At 73.4% G+C, this 17,293-nt stretch carries 13 protein-coding genes; 3 read left to right on the top strand and 10 right to left on the bottom strand.

The genetic code is table 11. The features are described from left to right. Nucleotides 1-18: 18 nt before the first annotated feature. From RQM47_RS09270 to RQM47_RS09230, 9 genes are all read right to left on the bottom strand, one after another. A complete protein-coding gene (locus tag RQM47_RS09270) occupies nucleotides 19-1,206 on the bottom strand; it encodes a glycosyltransferase (protein ID WP_314008633.1) in 1,188 nt (395 codons plus the stop codon). After that, nucleotides 1,197-2,726: a hypothetical protein gene (locus RQM47_RS09265; protein WP_314008632.1), complete on the bottom strand. Its 1,530-nt coding sequence runs from the start codon at nucleotides 2,724-2,726 to the stop codon at nucleotides 1,197-1,199. The genes RQM47_RS09270 and RQM47_RS09265 overlap by 10 nt, the downstream gene beginning before the upstream one ends. Before the next feature lie 12 nt (nucleotides 2,727-2,738). Beyond that, nucleotides 2,739-3,956: a glycosyltransferase family 4 protein gene (locus RQM47_RS09260; RefSeq protein ID WP_314008629.1), complete on the bottom strand. Its 1,218-nt coding sequence runs from the start codon at nucleotides 3,954-3,956 to the stop codon at nucleotides 2,739-2,741. Next, nucleotides 3,953-5,128, bottom strand: a complete 1,176-nt coding sequence (locus RQM47_RS09255; RefSeq protein ID WP_314008626.1) for a glycosyltransferase family 4 protein — start codon at nucleotides 5,126-5,128, stop codon at nucleotides 3,953-3,955. Before RQM47_RS09255 ends, RQM47_RS09260 begins: the two co-directional genes overlap by 4 nt. 176 nt (nucleotides 5,129-5,304) lie before the next feature. Next, nucleotides 5,305-6,579: a hypothetical protein gene (locus RQM47_RS09250; protein ID WP_311663915.1), complete on the bottom strand. Its 1,275-nt coding sequence runs from the start codon at nucleotides 6,577-6,579 to the stop codon at nucleotides 5,305-5,307. Continuing rightward, nucleotides 6,576-7,859, bottom strand: a complete 1,284-nt coding sequence (locus RQM47_RS09245; RefSeq protein WP_314008623.1) for a glycosyltransferase — start codon at nucleotides 7,857-7,859, stop codon at nucleotides 6,576-6,578. The genes RQM47_RS09250 and RQM47_RS09245 overlap by 4 nt, the downstream gene beginning before the upstream one ends. Beyond that, on the bottom strand, nucleotides 7,856-8,821 hold the full coding sequence (locus RQM47_RS09240) for a glycosyltransferase family A protein (RefSeq protein ID WP_314008620.1): 966 nt from the start codon (nucleotides 8,819-8,821) through the stop codon (nucleotides 7,856-7,858). Before RQM47_RS09240 ends, RQM47_RS09245 begins: the two co-directional genes overlap by 4 nt. After that, nucleotides 8,818-10,650 carry an asparagine synthase-related protein gene (locus RQM47_RS09235; RefSeq protein ID WP_314008617.1) on the bottom strand — a complete coding sequence of 611 codons (1,833 nt, stop codon included), beginning with the start codon at nucleotides 10,648-10,650 and terminating at the stop codon, nucleotides 8,818-8,820. The genes RQM47_RS09240 and RQM47_RS09235 overlap by 4 nt, the downstream gene beginning before the upstream one ends. A 62-nt stretch (nucleotides 10,651-10,712) precedes the next feature. Beyond that, a complete protein-coding gene (locus RQM47_RS09230) occupies nucleotides 10,713-11,747 on the bottom strand; it encodes a phosphoribosyltransferase family protein (RefSeq protein WP_314008614.1) in 1,035 nt (344 codons plus the stop codon). Between the two features lie 180 nt (nucleotides 11,748-11,927). Here RQM47_RS09230 and RQM47_RS09225 point away from each other — a divergent pair, with 180 nt between their 5' ends. Continuing rightward, nucleotides 11,928-13,448 (top strand): hypothetical protein, encoded by a 1,521-nt coding sequence (locus tag RQM47_RS09225; protein ID WP_314008612.1) that lies wholly within the window; start codon nucleotides 11,928-11,930, stop codon nucleotides 13,446-13,448. Between the two features lie 37 nt (nucleotides 13,449-13,485). Here RQM47_RS09225 and RQM47_RS09220 read toward each other — a convergent pair whose 3' ends face one another. Further along, nucleotides 13,486-14,427: a glycosyltransferase family 2 protein gene (locus RQM47_RS09220; protein WP_314008608.1), complete on the bottom strand. Its 942-nt coding sequence runs from the start codon at nucleotides 14,425-14,427 to the stop codon at nucleotides 13,486-13,488. Between the two features lie 106 nt (nucleotides 14,428-14,533). Here RQM47_RS09220 and RQM47_RS09215 point away from each other — a divergent pair, with 106 nt between their 5' ends. Further along, complete coding sequence (locus tag RQM47_RS09215; RefSeq protein WP_314008606.1) at nucleotides 14,534-15,985, top strand: hypothetical protein; 1,452 nt, start codon at nucleotides 14,534-14,536, stop codon at nucleotides 15,983-15,985. Between the two features lie 98 nt (nucleotides 15,986-16,083). Next, entirely contained in the window at nucleotides 16,084-17,259 is a 1,176-nt protein-coding gene (locus tag RQM47_RS09210) for a hypothetical protein (RefSeq protein ID WP_314008604.1), read from the top strand. Nucleotides 17,260-17,293: the final 34 nt, after the last annotated feature.

Below are 17,293 nucleotides of genomic sequence, written 5' to 3'. Positions count from 1 at the left end.
GCGGGCGCTCGGTCTGCCTTAGACGACGGAGTCCGGTCGCGGCCCCTCACCCAGCAGCCATCGGTACAACGCGAGGTGCTCGTCGGCCGCCCGCTCCCACGAGAGCTCGCGCCTGACGTAGGCTCGCCCCCTCTCCCCCATCGCGCGGAGCGCCTCGGGCGGGGCGGCCGTCGCCTCGCGGAGCGCGGCGGCGACGGGCTCGGCGCCGACGTCGGTCCACCACCCGCAGTGCTCGGTCTCGAGCGCCTGCCAGGGAGCGCCTTTCGTGGTTAGGACCGGGACGCCCGCCGCGAGCGCCTCGGCCACGACGATCCCAAAGTTCTCGCTGTGCGTGGGGAGCACGAACAGGTCAGCCTCACGGTAGAGGTCCCACTTAGCCGCCTCCTCGACGGGGCCGGCGAACGACACCGCCCCGCCCAGCCCGGCCGCCGCCACCTGGCGTTCGAGCGCGGCACGGTGGCCCTCCTCGTCCGGTCCGGCGACCACGAGCCGCCACGCGTCGGGCCGCACGCGGCCCCAGGCTTCGACGAGGTCGGGGAGCCCCTTGATCGGGTGGACGCGCGAGAGGAACAGGGCCGTCCGCCGCCCCGCCCGGGCGGGGCGGGGCGGGGCGCTCGGAGGCACGGCCACGCCGTGTGGGATGACGGCCACGGGCTGGCGGAACCCGGCTCGGCGGACGTCGGCGGCCTCGGCCTCGGACGTCGCCTGGAAGGCGTCGACGAGCCCGAGCACGCGGCGCTGGTAGAGGTGCCACGCGAGGCGCTTTTTCGCCCGCTTCACGCGGAGCGCCCGGTCCGAGAGCATCCCCTTCGGGCTCACTACGAACGGCCGCCCCGCCGCCCGGGCCGCCAGCGCGGCCGCCCGGTTCGTCGGGAGCCACAGGCCGTGGTCGTGGACGACGGCCACCCCGGGCGGGGCGGCGGCCTCCGCGACGGCCCGCCCGAACGCGGACCTCGCCCCCTGCCACAGGCCGCTCCGCGCGCCGTCGGCCACGGCTCGGAAACGGACGCCGGCCTCGGCTGGGCGCACGATCGGGACGGCCGGGTCGGGCCACGACGTGACGAGGTCGACCGCCGCCCCGCCCCGCGCGAGCGCGTCGCACACGGCCGTCACGCTCCGGCTCGGACCGCCCGACGAGACCCACAGGTCGCCGACGGCGTGGACGGCGCGGATGGGGTTGCCGTTCACCGCGCGCGCTACGCCCACGCCCGACGCACGGGGAGCGAGACGGCCTCGTCTTCGGCCTCGCTGGCGTTGTCGCGTCGGAGCCACCGCGCGATGGTGGGGGCCGCAAACCGGAACACCAGCGCGAGCACGATGAACCGCATAAGGGTGCCCCCCAGAAGCTTCGCCGTCGACACCTCGAGGTGGTACCCGCTCCAAAAGACCGCGATCGTGAAAGCGTATCCCATGAGACGCGTGTCGCCCCGTCGGAGGAAGAAGCGGTAGATGAGCCCCCGCCCGACGCCGATGAGGAAGAGCGGGACGAACATCCAGAGCGGCCCGAAGTCGATGTAGCTCTCCCCAATGTGGCCGATGCTGAACGACGTGCCCTGCGCTTCACCAGCCACGCCCAACCCCGTGTACTGGTTCGTCACCTCGGAGTCAGAGATGAGCGGGGGTTTGCTCGGGAACAGGATCCGGGGGGTCGCCACGTGCTTGAAGGCCGCCCCCCACAGCGCCCCGTCCTCGTGCGGGACGACCGTCGGGACGTAGCCGAGGACGTAGCCGAAAAAGTCGACGTAGGCAACCCGCTCGGCCAGCGGCTCAATCCCCTCCACGAGGTCCTCCCGGTCCAGGTCGGAGACCAAGCCGACGAGGATCGACACCTGCGCCTCCTGGCCCACGACGGACCCCTGGCGGTTCGTGTTGCCGCCCGAGATTGTCGCCCGGTACTCCGGCTTCACGACCGTCCACGCCGACCCCAGAACGGCCAGGGCAAAGGCGAGGACGACGGCCCCGGCAACGGTCCCCATCGTCACCCGGCTCCGCACGGCGAAGTACGTGACGACCGTGATGAAGATGACCTCCTTGAAGCCGGAGAAGAACCCGATCCCCGAGATGAACTCGATGGCGAACGCGGCGAAAAAGAAGCCGTACCCCTCGCGCCGAACGAGGACGAGGTAGCCGAGGAAGAAGTACGTCGCCCACTTGAGCTCCTCGACGGCGAACAGGATCTGCTTGAACCCGCTCATGAACCCCACCGACCCCACGAGAGCGGTCACTGTGAACGTGGTCCCGAGGTAGAGCCAGAAGGCCCGCGAGATCGAGAACCCCTCGGCCTCGCGGAGCACGGCCGCCATCTTGGGCGGGGGCAGGGTCCAGGTGGCGACGCGGATCCCGATGGCGAGAACGAGGATCCCAGCTAGGGTGAGCCATATGGCCGTTTCCACATCGGCGAACACTCCGAGTTGGGGGTAAGAGACCAAGTCGTCTACGTCTGCACCGACGATGTTGGCGTGGAACACGCGCATCGTCGCCTGAATCCACTGGAACGCAACGGCGAACGCGAGCACGGGCGGCTCACCCGGGACCCACGTGAGAGCGATGAGGAACGGGAGGAGCGCGACCGAGGCCACCGTCAGGAGCGGGTTGGCCGTGGCGAAACCGAGGAGCGAGAACGCAAGGAACAGCCCGATGACCTCGGGCGAGAGGCCGAGCCCTCGGGGCGCCCGGGGGGCCTCGGCGGTCGGAGGCGGGAGCGCGGCGGCAGGACTGATGGGCATAGAGGAGTCGGGTCAGGTCTGGGCGAACACACCGGCCCAGGCGCGGGTGAACGCCTCGCGCGTGATGCCCAGTGCCTCGAGCGACGCGCGGGCCGCCCCGCCCGCGTCGGCGAGAGCATCGGCGGGGAGGTCGAGAAAGTGGCGGAGGCCGTCAGCGAGCGCCTCGGCCGTCTTGGCACGGCACAGGACGGCGTCGCGGCCGTCCTCGACGACGAGCTCGGGGATGCCCCCCGACGGGAACACGACGCTGGGAACGCCGGCCCGCTTGGCCTCGACGACCACGTTACCCAAAGGCTCCTCCCACACCGACGGGGCCGTGTGGATGTCGGCGAGGGCGAGGAGGCCGGGCACGTCGGCGACCGACCCGAGGAACCGGACGCGGTCCGACAGGCCGGCGGCCTCGACGCGGTCTCGGAGCGCGTCGGCGAACGGGTTCTTCCACGAGTAGTTGCCGGCGAGGAGGAACCGGACGTCGTCGCGCTCGGCGCACAGCGCGAGCGCGGCATCCACCAAAACGTCGACGCCCTTGTCCGCCGTGATCTGACCGACGTAGGCGACCGTGCGGCCGGAGTATGGGGCCGTCACGTCGGCGGGGAGGTCGCTCCCCTCGGGGCGGGGCGGCCGCTCGGGGGGGTAGTTGTAGATGACGGTGATCTTCTCGGGCGGGACGCCGGCCTCGACGAGCGCGTCGCGGACGAACCCGGAGATCGCGACGAACCGGCTCACGCTCGGGGCGATCAGGCGCCGCCACGCGAACCGGAAGATCCGGCGGTGCTGGCTCGGGGCGTCGCCCGCGCGGTAAACGACGGGGACGCGGAGGAGCTTGAACGCCGGGAGGAAGTCGACGGCGTACCGCTCGTTCATCGTGTGGACGTGCGTCGGGCGGTACGCGCGGGCCGCGCGGAGGAGGTCGCGGTTGCTCTGGAGGGCCTCGCGGAACCGCCCGGCCAGCCACCCCGCCCCCTTCCCCCGCACCCAGCGCCCGGGGTAGAACGCTGTCGTCCACTCCAGACCGAGGCCGTCGAGGGCCGGCTGGATCGATTCGTGGCCGTAGCTGTGGTGCGTCGCGAATAGGGCGTCGACGCCCACGTCGCGGAGGGCCTCGAACACCTGGATGTTGCCCCGCTCCTGCCCCCACAGCGGGATGCCGCCCAGCGTGACGAGGACGCGCGTCCCGTCCAGGTCGGGCGGGGCGGGGCGGGGCGGGGCGGCGGGCGGGGCAGTCGTCATCGGGAGGGGCGGGAGACGGCGCGGACGGCCTCTATGGTCCCGCGGACGGCCTGGTCGAGCGAGTAGGTCTCCATCTTCTGGTCGAGCGCCCGGCGCGTCGCGGGCTCACCGGCGAGCGGCAAGAGCCGTTCCAACGCGTCGGCGAGCGCGGCCACCCCGCCCTCAATGGAGTAGGTGGCCCCCGTCGCGCCCTCGTCGATCAGGTCGGGCGCGCAGCCGACGGCGTTGGAGACGGCCGCGGGCGTCCTGCACGCCATCGCCTCGTTGACGACGAGCCCCCACGTCTCGCCCCCGTCCGACGGGAGCACGAGGGCGTCGGCGGCCGCGTAGTAGGCGGGCAGTTCCGTCTGGTTCTTGAACCCGGCAAAGTGCGTAGGGACGCCGGCCCGGTCGGCCTCGGCCCGGAGGGCGCCCTCCAACTCGCCGGCCCCAACCAGGAGCACGTGGGCATTCCCGCCCCGCTCGCGAAGGGCGGCGGCGGCGCGAACAACATCGACCGGCCGCTTTTTCGGGATAAACTTCCCCACGAACAGGAGGATCTGCGCGTCGGCGCCGTACCCGAGCTCGGCCCGGAGCGGGCGTCCGTCGTCGGCGGCCTCGGCGCCCGAGCGGAAAAAGTCGTTGTCCACGAAGTGCGGCACGAAGTGCATGCGCGCCGGGTCGGCCCCGTAGTGGAGGTAGTACGCCCGCGCCCGCTCGCCGACGACGAGGTAGCCGTCAAACCGGGGGATAAAGGCGCGGTAGGCCACCTCTTTCACGATTCGCTTTGCCCACGATCGCGGCGTGACCAGCTGCGAGTCGCCGCGGACGAGGAGCGGGGTCCCAATCCGCCAGCAGGCGGTCATGGCCTGCCAAAAGCTCCGGTTGTTCCAGCCCGTGACCAGGAAGGCGTCGAACCGCCCCGCCCGGATGGCGTCGGCGATCTGGGGCGTGTCGCTCCCCCCGAAGGTGTCCGTGCTCGGCCGCCCCGCCCGGTTCTCGAGGAACGTATGGGGGTAGCCGTCGAGGAGGTCGACGTCCCACTCGAACGCGACCCCGAACCCGGCGTCGGCCTGACCCTGGGCCGTCTGGCGCTGGGCGAAGTAAACGTGGAGGTCCAGTTCCCGCGCCAGCGCCCGGTACAGCGGGGCGTGGTACTGAATCGGGTGCGTGGCAAGGACGCCGAGCTTCATGGGCGGGCGGGGTGGCGGCGCAGGCTACGCCCCGCCCCGCCCCGCGTGCGTGAGGAGACGGCGAGGGCGCGCCGGGCGGGTCCGCACGTCCCGGGCCGCCGCCGCCGAGGGTCGAACGGACAGACGGGGTGGCACGAGATCGGTCCGCCCGCCCGCAGCAAAGGGCGGGGTGGGCGCTACGCGACGGCCTGGTCGAGGGCCTCGGCGAGCGTCCGCGTCACGTTGCGGGCCGAGAACTCCTCGAACGCCTCCCGGTCCACGTCGGCGGGGCGGAAGGTGTCAGCGAACGCGCGGAAGTCAGCGAAGGCGTCGGCGAAGCCGTCCTCGATCGTGTCCAGCCCGTCCTCGCCGTCGAACGCGAGCACCCGCCCCGCCCCCGTCCCGCGGATCACGTCGCAGGCCGTGCTCGCCTGGTGGAGCACGGCGAGCACGGGGCGCTCCGAGAGTACGCCCTGGTACACCTTCGACGGCGTGTAGTGGGGTTCGGTGCTGCCCAGGATGAACACGCCGCGGGTCGCGTCGAGGTGGGCCAGGACGTCGAGGTAGGGGATCCGCGCGGGGTGCTCCTTGATGACGGTCCCCCACAGCCCGTACTGCTCGGCCACGGGCCGGACCTGATAGCCCTCGGCGTCGTCCGGCGACGACCCGGTCCCGACGAAGAACAGCTCGACGTCGTCGAACAGATCGGGCCGCGCCGCGATCGCCCGGCACACGCGGTGGAGCGGCTCGACGGCCTGGGGGAGCAGGGCGCCGGCGTAGAGGAGCCGGAACCGGCCGTCGCGCTCGAACAGCCACGGCTCGATCCCCATCGCCTCGACCTCCCGGTGGTCGCGGGCCTCCCCGCCGTACGGCATGGCCGCCGTCGTCGCGCGGCGGAGGCGGGGGTTCCGGTCGAGGACGGCCTCGTAGTACCCCTCGGCTACGCCCGTGATAAGCGCGGCGTCGCGGACGGCGACGGGCTCGAGCACACGGGCCAGCCGCTGCGTCGTCCACATCTTGCTCCCGAGCGGGTAGGCGTTCGGCTCCACCCAGGGGTCGATGTAGTCGATCCCGTACGGGACCCCCCGCCGCTCGTGGATGGCCCGCCCGAGGAGCGCGCCGTAGAACGAAGGGATGAGGACGTAGACGAAGTCGACCGGCTCGGCGTCGACGACCTCGATCGCCCGCCGGAGCAGCGACCGGAACGACCGGAGCACGACGTCGCCGACGAGCCGGCGGCCCCCGATGCGGACCGGCTCACGGTCGGCCCGGACCCGCTCGACGCGGACGCTCTCGGGGACGAGTTCGGCGAGGTTCCAGTCGAGCTCCTCGGTGTAGTCGTCGTGGTGGACGGTGAGGACGATGGGCTCCCACCCGAACGCCGGGAGGTGCTGCGCGAACAGCCGCGCCCGGTGGACGGCCGCCAGGTTCGACGGCGGGAAGTGCGGGGAAATCAGGAGGACCCGTTTCACAGAGGGGGGTTCAAGGAGGGGGCGGGGTGAGCCAGGGCGACGGCGGCGGCCTCGACGACGGCCGGGGCCTGCCGCTCCCAGCAAAACCTACGCCGCGCCGCGTCCAGCGCGGCGGCCTTCGACCGCCGGAGCCGGTCGGGGTCGGCGGCGAGCGCCGCGATGGCCGCCCCCATCGCGCGGGCATCGCCCTGGCCGACGAGCGCGACGGCCTCGGCCGCCTGGTCCGCCACCTCCTCCTGCCCCGTCGTCCGGGTCGCCACGACGGCGAGACCGCCGAGGAGGTAGTGGAGGATCTTGTTGGAGACCGTGAGGTCGTGGTTCACCGTGCCCGACGTTTCGAGCGCGAGCCCCACGTCGTGCTCCGCGATCCGGCTCAGGAGCTCGCCCGGCGGCACGAGCGGGTGGACGTGGAGGCCGTGGACGTCCGACGGGAACGCCGCGTGGAGCCACGCGGCGTGGGCGTCGGGGAGCCCACCGCGGAGGTGGACGTCGACGGGCGTCGGCACGTGGCGGAGCCCGTCGAACAGGAGGTCGAGCCCGCGGTCGGGGCCGATCGTCTGGCTTACCCAGTGGAGCGAGAGCCGGGCGGCGCCATCGGGGGCGGGGCGGTCGAGCGCGCGGCCGTCGAGGGCCTCCCGGTCCGCCCACGGGAACGCGTTGTAGACGACGCGCGGGGCGGCGACGCCGTAGGACTCCGCGAGCGCGTCGGCGAGCGCGCGCGAGGTCGTCGTCGCGTAGGCCGCCCCGCCCAGCGCGGTCCGCTCGGCGTCGCGGAGCAGGCCGAGCGGAATGGCCGCCCGCTGGTCCGGCGTGGGGTGGCGCGAGTACCAGTCCTCGACGTCGACGCCGACGCGCCGCCCCGCCCGCGCGAGCCGGGCGCAGACCCACGTCCCGACCTCCTGGTGCCCGATCGTGAGGTCGGCGCCCAGGTCCCGGGCTGCGCCGAGGAGCGACCGGACCCCGTAGCCCAGCGCTTCGGGCCGTTCGATCCCGAGCCGGCGCGTGGCTTCGACCCCGGCCCGCCGCACGAGCCGCGCCCGCTGCCCGCGCCACCCCGCATCGGCCCGGACATCGACGGCGTAGCGGTGGCGCCACCCCGCCCCGGCGACGATTTCGCGGTCCTCGGCCGCGAGCGCGTCATCGAGGGCCGGGCCGATCACGACGACGTCATGTCCGGCCGCGGCGAGCGCGCTGGCCTCTTTGACCACGCGGGGGTTCCGGCACAGGTGGGCGCCGGTGACGATCCCGATCCGGGCGGGGCGGGGCGGGGCGGTGCTCACCGGCCGTACCGGAGCCGGTACCACACGTGCTGGAAGCGAACGGCTGCCTTCCAGCCCAGCGCGTCGCGGACGACCTGGAACGCCCGGCCGCCCCCGGGCTCCGCGTCCGATCCGCCCAGCGCCACGGCGCGGGCCTCGGCGCGGGCGCCGACGTCCGGTGCCACGGGGTACGTCTGGAAGGCGACCCCCATCCACAGGCTCGCGCAGGCGCTGCGGGCCGCGTCCGTGTCGAGTCGTCCGAGGACGGCCCGCGACGCCCCCTCGGCCGCCGCGAACAGCGACTCCGCCACGTCGGCGCCCCGGCGGGCGCTCACGCTCGTCGTGACCCCGGAGCGGTAGTAGCCCCACGCGCCGGGGCAGAAGGCGGCCTTCGCCGCCTGCGCGAGGACGCGGGCGAAAAACTCGCCGTCCTGGTTTTTGCGGAGCCTCTCGTCCCACGGGCCAGCGGCGTCGACGAGCGGGCGGGGCGTGAGCCAGCCGAAGTTGGGCATCATCCCGCCCCCGGGGCTCCACGACTGCACGAGAAAGTCGACGGCCGGCTCGTAGTCCTCCCACCCCGCCTCGCCGCCCCGCCCCAAATCGCCGGGCCGCTCGCGGAAGCGTGCCCACGGGCCGGAGGCGACGGTCCCCTCCGGCTCGTCGCGGAGCCGGGCCACTTGGCGTTCGATCTTGTCCGGGGCCAGCAGGTCGTCCGCGTCGAGGTACTGGACAAGGTCGCCGCTCGACTCGGCGAGGGCGCGGTTCCGGGCGGCGCAGGCGCCCGCGTTCGCCTGCCCGACGACCTGTACGCGCGGCCCCTCGAAGCCCCGCGCGACGCGGAGCGTCCCGTCCGTCGACCCGTCGTCGACGACGACGACCTCCACGTTCGGGTACGTCTGTCCAAGGGCCGACTCGAGCGTCTCGGCGAGCCACGGCTCGGCGTTGTACGCCGTGACCAGGACGGAGACGAGGGGACTGCTCACGCCGACGCCCCGTAGTGCTGATCGAGCCACAGCTTGAGCGTGACGATCCGCAGGGTCGGGTGCTCCCCGACGCGCTCCGACCACTCGGGGAGCGGACGGTCGAGGACGGAGACGCCGAGTAGGTCGTCTAAGATCTCGCTCGTCTCGGGCGCGGCGCGCTCCCAGAGACGGGGGAGGACGTCCGAGCGGCGGACGTAATGACTAAAGTTCGGCCACGACCCGCGGCTCACCGTCCCGTCGAGGGGGGTTCCATCGAGGTCCCGGCGGAACGCTTTTCGGTAGGCGACGCCGTAGAGGAAGCCGAGCATCTTTCGGGTGTCTGACACGCCGATCCGTACCTGCGTGTTGTTGTCGATGACGTCGCCGGCGCCGTGGCAGATCCGGGCGACCGCCCGTTCCCACACCTGCCCGTTCAGCTTGAGACTCGGGGGCACGCGCTGGTAGAGGTCGATAAGGTCCCGGTCGGCGAAGATCGGGTCCCAGCGGAGCGCGCGTTGGAGGAGCAGGCGTGAGGACGCGTCGGCCTCGCGGACGACCGGGCGGATTCGGCGGAGCTCGTAGGCCCACCGCCCCGCGTCCGACACGTCGTCGCGATCGAGGCCGGCAAAGTGCGCCGCTCGCCGCTCGCGGACCGCGGCCCGCCACGGCTCCGCGACGGACCGCCCCGGCGAGTACCATCGGTCCCCGTACGGGCGGAACTCGTAGAGCGGGAGGTTCCGGCCGAAGAGCGTCCGCTTCCGGCGGTCGGACGTGAGCCCCTTGAACAGGTAGTCAGCGTAGCAGCCCGTGAGGGTGGTCTCGGCGCCGATCGCGTCGATCTCGGGGATGAACGCTGTGTAGTGGGCGTCGAGCACGTTCCACATCCCGCCCGTGATGCGGACGGCGTCGGCCGCCCCCAGCCCGTAGTGCTCGAAGCTCCGCCGGAGCGCCACGTGCGTCGACCCCGCCCGCTCGGCCAGCGCCCGCGACAGGTCGAGCTCGGCGTTGGGCTCGCCGTAGAGTGTCACGCTCGTCACGCGGGCCGGGTCGTGGGCCGCGTAGAGGACGGCGCGGGAGTCGGCCCCGCCGCTGAGCATGAGGGCGGGGCGGCCCAGGCGCGGAAGCGTCCGGCGGCGGACGGCCGCCGTGATGGCGCCGGCCAGCTCCTCCCCGAGGGCGTCGGCCGTCGCCCCTGGGTCGGCGGCATACTGGGGGCGCCAGTAGGTGCGCGTCCGGGGCGCTCCCCCGCCCCGCCACGCGGTGACCGTCCCGGGGTCGAGCTCGCGGACGTCTCGGTAGTACGTGTGGGGCGCCAGCCCGCGGCCGTAGGCGAGCGTCTCCGCCATCGTCGTCCGGTCGAGGTCGGCCGCGCCGACGGCGGCGGCGAGCACGTCGGGGTGGGACCCGAGGGCGGGGCGGTCGGCCGCGCTCCAGGCGTAGACCGGGACGTACCCCATGCGTTCGGTGGCCACGTGGAGGCTCTCGTCCCGGGGGTCCCAGACGGCGAGGGCGAACGCCCCGCCCTGACGCGACGGAAACGCTTCCGGCGCGTGAAGGAACTCGTCGAGCACCGCGCGGCACGCCACCCCGCCCTCGTACGGGAGCCGCTCGGCCGCCGCCCACTCGGGCTCGTCGAGCGCGAGCCGGCCGCCGAGCCAGACTCGGACGCCGGTCGCGGGGTCCCAGGCCGGCCCCCACAGCGCGTCGCTGTCCGACCGGACGGACAGGGCGGCGAGCGGGCCGTCCTCGAACGGGGCCGGGCGGTCGCCGTCGACGAACGTGAGCGAGGCCGCCGCGCGGTCGCGCACTGCCGGGGGGAGGGGGCGGAGGCTAAAGAGGAAGCCGCTCATGGAAGGGCGGGGGTTCGGCGCTGACGAGCGGTCGACGACCGCTCCGGCTGGCCTCCGCCCCCTTACCGGCGCACCGCGCGGCGAACGTTCCGGCGGGCCTTGCGGAGCGCGCTCTTCGCCGGCTCCGGGAGGACCTGGTGGGCCACGCGCCGCGCGAGCCCCTTCGGGTTCTGCGGGGCGAGCGCCTGGGCGGGGCGGGCCGCGGGGATCCCGCCGGGGCGGACCATCTGCATCGTGTCGATGCACAGGACGTCTTTCCCCGACAGCTCGGCGATCTCGACGGCCTGGCGGAGCTCGCTCTCGATAAAGAGGAGGGCGCCGGACTCGCGGTACACCTGGGCCTTGTGCGCGCCGTACGTGTTCATCCTCATCCGCGTGTCGCGGTCCGGGTACGGCATCATCACGAGCTCGTCGTACGTCACGCCATGCTCGCGGAGCCACGCCTCCGTCTCGGCCCGGTAGCGCTCGAGCCGGCTCGTCACGAGCCACCCCACCTTGCGATCGGGGATGAACAGGGGGCGCGCCGTGCGAATAAATTCGCGGTAGCGCTCGCCGTCGTCGTTCTCGGACTTTCGGGGGTCGTGGCAGAGGACGCCGTCGATGTCGAGGGCCGCCCGGTGCATGATCGCCTTGTGGTTGAGGACGTTCCACTCGAACGCCCGCGGAAAGTGGAGGACCTCGGCGTAGGTGTCCACGCTGTCTTCCTGGTCGGGCGCGACGTAGACGGCCCCGTACGTGACCTCGTGGGATAGGCCAGCCGCCTCAATGCGGGCGCGGACCCTCTCCAGGGTCCTCCCCGACCCCACGCTGTCGTCGACGACGAGGACCTTCCGGGGAAAGTCGAGGAACCGCCGTTCGCCCTCGCCCTCGGCCCCCTTCGAGCTCAGCGTTCCGGCCTTCGTGTACCCCGTCGCGAGGACGCGCCCGTCGAGGAACCCGTCGAGCTCGGCGAGCGGGATGTTTCGGTAGACCGCGATGAGGTTCGCGACGAGGAGCCCGCTCCGGGGGATGCCCACGACGAGGTCAATGTCGCGCGGGAGCGACCGCGACCACGCGAGGACCCGGTCGCTGAGCTGGGCGATGCTGCGGTAGTTCAAGACGGCGTGTACGGGCGGGGCGGAAGGGCGGGTATAGTACCATGCCGCGAGGGCGGGCCGGACCAGGTTCGGCCCCTGTATCGCGCCGGAGGCGTGAAGCCTTAGCCCGAGCCCGATCTTGACGGACCCTCCACGGCCGGGCCTCGTCCCTGGTCCGCTGCCCTGCCCCCGCCCCGCCCCGTGCACCCGCTCCTCTACCGCCGCCAGTTCCTCCTCGGCCCCCGCCCCGTCGACGGCCTCCCCGATGCGTGGCAGCGGGTCGAGGTCGCCGGCGGCCGGATTCTCCATGCCCACCCCGACCTGGCCGTCACGCAGCGCGAGCGGGGCGGCGTCGAGCTCACGCTCCTCGGCTACGCCATCGACCCGCACCACCCCGCCCGCGACGACGCCGACGTCCTCGACAGCCTGCTCGGACGGGTCGGCCGGGCGGCCGAGGTGCTCGCCGAGACCGACCCGCTCGGCGGGCGGTGGGCGCTCGTTGCCGCCGACGCCGACGAGGCCCTCCTCTTCAACGACGCGCACGGGCTTCGGCAAGTGGTCTACACCCACGGAGAGGGCGGAGTGTGGTGCGCCTCGGACACTCCGCTCCTCGGGCACGCCGTCGAGCTCGAAGACGACCCCGAGGCGGTCGCAGAGTTCGTCGAGTCCGACCACTTCCAGCGTTGGCCCCAGGTCTGGTGGCCCGGCGACCGGACCCGCTACGCTGGCGTCCGACAGCTCCTCCCGAACCACGTCCTGGACCTCGGCACGGGAGCGCCCCGCCGCTTCTGGCCTACGGCACCACTCGAGCCCCGGACGCTCAAGAGCGGCGTCGAGCGGGGGACCGCCATCTTGCGCGGGATGGTGGCGGGGGCCACCCGCCGGTTCCCGCTCACGGCCGCGGTCACGGCCGGCGTCGACAGCCGCCTCCTCCTCGCGGCGTGCCGCGGGGTCACCGACCGGGTCGCGTTCTACACGTTCGTCCACTACGAGATCGACCGGACGCACGTGGACGTGGTGACGCCGGCGGAAGTCCTCGGCAGCCTGGGGCTCGACCACCACGTCGTCGACTGCCTCAGCGTAAACGACTTCTTGACGTCCGACGACCCTGCCATCGCCAGCTACCGGTCTCTGTACATGTCCAACACGTCCGTTCCACACGACGTGTGGGGGGCCATCTCGTACTCCATGAACGAGGCGGTCCCAGGCGACCGCGTCCTGGTCAAGTCCAACTGCAACTCGACCACCTGGTGGCTGCACCCGTGGCGCGACCCCGAGCCTTACCGCACCCCCGAGGAGCTCGCGCGGGCGATGGCGAGGAGGATGACGAAGGGCAACCCCTTCGCTGTCCGCGAGTTCACCGAGTGGGCTACCCGCGCTGCCCGCTCCTCGCACGGGTACGACCTCCTCAATCTGTTCCACGTTGAGCAGCGGGTAGGGCGGTGGCAGGCGGCCGACCAGCTCGAGCGGGACCTGGACCACGAGACGTTCGACGCCGCCAACTCCCGAGAGTACTACTCCACGCTCCTCGGCGTCCCTGCCAAGCACCGGAAGCCGCCCTACCGACTCCACCGCGAGATGATCCGGACGATGTGGCCCGGGACCCTCTCTGTCCCGATCAACCCTCTCCCTCTCCGCAAGCGGGCGTGGAAGGCGGTCCGCCCCCTGTTCGTTGCGACGGGAACGCTCGACCCGCTCAAGCGCCTCGTCCGCGGGTCGTGAGGCCTGGGTCCCGGCGCCCACCCCGCTTACCCGTTTATTACTTGTCCCCCCGCCCAAGCGCTCGCCGGAGCCGCTCCGCCCGGTCGAACCCGACGAGCCGGGACAGCGTCACGTAGGGCCTCGTGTTGAACGCCGAGACCGGGGGCACGTACCGCGCCGGCAGCGCGCGCCGGTAGGTTTCGAGCGCCGCTTCAGGATTGGAGGGGTAGAGCCAGCGGAGGGCGTTGAACAGGGCCTCCCGCGCGTCGTCGAGGTCCGCCCCGCCCACGAGGCCCTGCGCCTCGGCGAAGGCGAGCGCGTCGGCCCGGACGCGGGCGTAGCGCTCCCGGTTCGGCCCCGAGAACGCGAAGCTGATCGACCCCTCCTGGCCGTAGACCGTCGCGCGCGGCTCGAGGTCGTAGGCTACGGCCGCCCCATTCTTGAGGAGCCGAGCCATGAGGTCGGCCTCCTGGCTGCTCGGCCACGCCGCGTCCCACCCGCCGACGGCCTCGACCGCCGAGCGGCGCCACAGGTTGGCGGCGGTGTTCCCCAGCTCCTTCTCGATCAGGCGGACCCACGGGTTCCCCGCGCGCGGGCGGTCGACGCGGGGCTCCCGGCCGGGCGCCTGGTACCGGCTCGCGCCGGCGACGAAGTCGGCGCCGGCGCGCTCGGCGATCTCGACCTGCGCGTCGAACTTGCCCGCGTCGAGCGCGTCGTCGGCGTCGAGGAACTGAACGTAGGTCCCGGTCGCCTCGGCGAGCCCCCGGTTCCGCGCCGCGCACGCGCCCCGGTTCGGCCCCGTCAGCACGCGGACGCGCCCGTCCTCAGCCGCCAGCTCGCGGAGCACGCCGACGGTCCCGTCCGAGGACCCGTCGTCGACGCAGACCACGGCGTCGGGCGGGGCGGTCTGCGCGAGCGCCGAGGCGACGGCGCGGCGGACCGTGCTCTCGGCGTTGTAGCACGGGACGACGACGGAGACGGTCGGGGCGGGGCGGTCCATGCGCGTGGGTAGATTGCCAGGGAGAGCGCCTATGGTAGGGTCCGGCGGGGAGGGCGCTCGGGTAACGTTTCTCTCATTCGCTAGCACGGGGCTCACCCCGCGCCCCATGCTCCCTCCGCCCGCCCGCCTCTACGCCGGCCAGTTCGTCCTGGGCACCGCCCTCTCCCGCGTCCCCGAGGGGTGGGCCGAGTACGCCGTCGGGCGCTGGACGCTGGCGACCGACCTCCCGGTGTGCTCCGTCCTCGACCCCGACGGCCGGACGGTCGGCGCCCTCATCGGGTTCGCGGTCACGCCGGACGGGGCCGTCCGCGACACGCCGCTCACGCTCCCCGAGCCGCCCCGCCCGGACACCGCGACGGCCGTCGAGGACGCCGTCTACGCCCACGGGGGGCGGTTCGCCTGCGTCGTCGCCGCCGACGGGTTCGAGCGGCTCTACCTCGACCCCGGCGGGACACTCGCGGCCGTTTATGGATGGGGCGGGGCGGCCTCGACGGGGACGCTCCTGGCGTGGGCGCACGAGCGGACGTTCCGCGCCCCCTCCCCGCCCCTCCCGCGGGACGGGTTCTTCTACGCGGGGCGGACGAGCGACCCCGAGGTCCAGCGCCTCGTCATCAACCACTACGCCGACCTCGCCGCGGGCGGGGCGGTCCGCCACCACTGGAATGAGGCGCCGGTCTGCGCCCCCGACAGCGAGACCCCGGCGCTCGTCCGCGAGATCGCCGACGGGATCCGGCGGACCATCCGGGCGGCGGCGTCGCGGGGGCCGGTCCACATGGGGATCACGGCGGGCCGGGACTCGCGCATGCTGCTCGCGTGCGCGCGCGAGGTCCGCGACGCGCTCCACCTGTACACGTTCGCCCACCCGAGCTCCGGGGCCGACGTCGCCGTCGGCCGGGCGATCTCGCGGAAGATGGGGCTGCCCCACACCGTCATCCCCATCGAGACGCCGAGCGACGCCACGCAGGAGGAGTACCTCGTGCGAACCGGCTACGCCGGCCACTGGGGCAAGGCGATGGACTTCTACGTCGGCGTCGGGGAGCACCTCGCGCCTGGCCGGCCGCTCCTGTCCGGGTTCGGCGGCGAGATCGCCCGCGGCAACCGGATGCAGTACGTGCTCACGCCCGACACCCCGATCACGCCCGAGATGATGCTCGATCGCTACGAGGACGCGGCGTTGCCCGAGCGGGTCGAGGCGCTCCAGCAGTGGTTCGACGGCGTGACGTGGACGGACACGTTCGCCTTCCTCGCCCAGGCGTACTGGGAAAACCGCTTCGGGTGCTGGGCCGGCCCCCACCTCTACGGGACGGCCCCGGGCGCCACCCCGCTCGTCCCGTTCATCGACCGCCGCGTGGTCGACGCGATGGCCCGGCTCCCCGCGGCATACCGGCTCGAGAGCCGGATCGCCGACGACCTGATCGGGGCGGGGTGGCCGGAGCTCGAACAGTTCCCGTACCAGCGGCGGCCGGGGCTACCGGGGTTCGCCGTCCGCGTGTACGGCGCCGTCCGCCGGCGGACGGTGGACCGCGTCGCCGGTTGGGCGGGGTGGGGCGGTCGCTAGACCCGGGGCGCGCCGGGACGGTCCGCGTCGAGCGGCGACCGAGGCCCCGATCCACGGGCACGTAGTTTGCTCCCTCGACGCAGATGCCGCCCCGCCCTATGTCCTTCGCCCTCCGCCTCCGCCGCCGCCTCGGCTATGCCCGCGCCTGGACCCGCGGCGCCGCCATCGAAGCGCTCCACCGCCCCGCCCCCGGCGGCCCGCCCGACGGGCCGGGCTCCGGCTTCGCCGTCGTCATCGACCTCCGCGAAACGGCGGTCGAGCGGTACCTCTACACCATCGCCCGCACGTTCCACGAGGCCGGCTACGTGGTCTGGACGAGCGCGCGCCCGGCCTACCGGCACGTCGAGAACAAGTACGGCCGGCTCACGCGGACCCTCCCCGGCGGCCGCCTCGGCCGGGGGCGGGGCGCCGACCCCGCCCGGACGCTCTACGTCACGGACCGCCCCGCCCGCGTCCCAGACCGACCCTGGCGGGCCGTGCTCCCCGTCGACTACGACTTCTACGGCGCCCCCGCTGACGCCCTCGTCGCGCCCTATACGATGCACCCGCTCGTGTACGACCGGGGCGACCACCGCCCGTCCAACCTCGCCGCGCTCCGGGCACGCCGTCGGTCGGTCGGCGTCCTGTTCTTGGGCAACAACTCGGTCGGCAGCTACTCGTCGGGTCCCGTGGTCGACGTGTTCGGGCTCACCCCGCGCGCCCCGCTCCTGGCGGAGCTCGACGGCCTAATGACGGCCATCCCTGCACCCGCGGACGCCCCCCTCGTCGACGGGGTCCCCCGGGGGACTCCCGACGACATCGCCGCGGGCGCGGCCGCCGACCAGGCCGTGCAACCCGATGGGTGGCGGGTTGCCGACGCCGAGTTCCTCCGCGCCCTCGCCCTCGCGTCCTTCTTCGTCGCCGCCCCCGGCGTCGCCATCCCCCACTCCCACAACATCGTCGAGGCGATGGCGGCTGGGACCGTCCCTATCACGAACTACGGCCACTTTATGCGCCCGGCCTTGACCGACCGCGAGGCCGTCCTGTTCTCGGACGGCGACATCCGCGACGCCGTAGAGCGAGCGCTCGCCATGCCCGAGGCGGAGCGCGCCGCGATGTCGGCGGCGGCGGCGGTGTACTATGAAGACCACCTCTCGGGCGCCGCGTTTGGCCGCCGCGTCGAGGCCGCTCTCGCTGCCCCAGGCTCCCCCGGCCCCCTCTACATCCCCGGCGGGCGCCCAACGCTCCGCGCCCTCGCGGATCTACCTGACCGCCTAGCTCAAGCGTCCGCGTAGAATCCGCAGCCAAAGGGTTACGGACGCCGCGCCC

The sequence above is a fragment of the Rubrivirga sp. S365 genome, assembly GCF_032248475.1.
Taxonomy (GTDB): domain Bacteria; phylum Bacteroidota; class Rhodothermia; order Rhodothermales; family Rubricoccaceae; genus Rubrivirga; species Rubrivirga litoralis.
Note: the sequence above shows the minus strand (reverse complement) of the source record. Positions and strands in the feature narration are given on the sequence as shown.

Excerpts from the sequence above, each read along its gene's own strand:
- RQM47_RS09265 (WP_314008632.1), bottom strand. The coding sequence starts at position 2,726 with ATGCCCATCAGTCCTGCCGCCGCGCTCCCGCCTCCGACCGCCGAGGCC.
- RQM47_RS09235 (WP_314008617.1), bottom strand. The coding sequence starts at position 10,650 with ATGAGCGGCTTCCTCTTTAGCCTCCGCCCCCTCCCCCCGGCAGTGCGC.
- RQM47_RS09255 (WP_314008626.1), bottom strand. The coding sequence starts at position 5,128 with ATGAAGCTCGGCGTCCTTGCCACGCACCCGATTCAGTACCACGCCCCG.
- RQM47_RS09220 (WP_314008608.1), bottom strand. The coding sequence starts at position 14,427 with ATGGACCGCCCCGCCCCGACCGTCTCCGTCGTCGTCCCGTGCTACAAC.
- RQM47_RS09260 (WP_314008629.1), bottom strand. The coding sequence starts at position 3,956 with ATGACGACTGCCCCGCCCGCCGCCCCGCCCCGCCCCGCCCCGCCCGAC.
- RQM47_RS09210 (WP_314008604.1), top strand. The coding sequence starts at position 16,084 with ATGTCCTTCGCCCTCCGCCTCCGCCGCCGCCTCGGCTATGCCCGCGCC.
- RQM47_RS09215 (WP_314008606.1), top strand. The coding sequence starts at position 14,534 with ATGCTCCCTCCGCCCGCCCGCCTCTACGCCGGCCAGTTCGTCCTGGGC.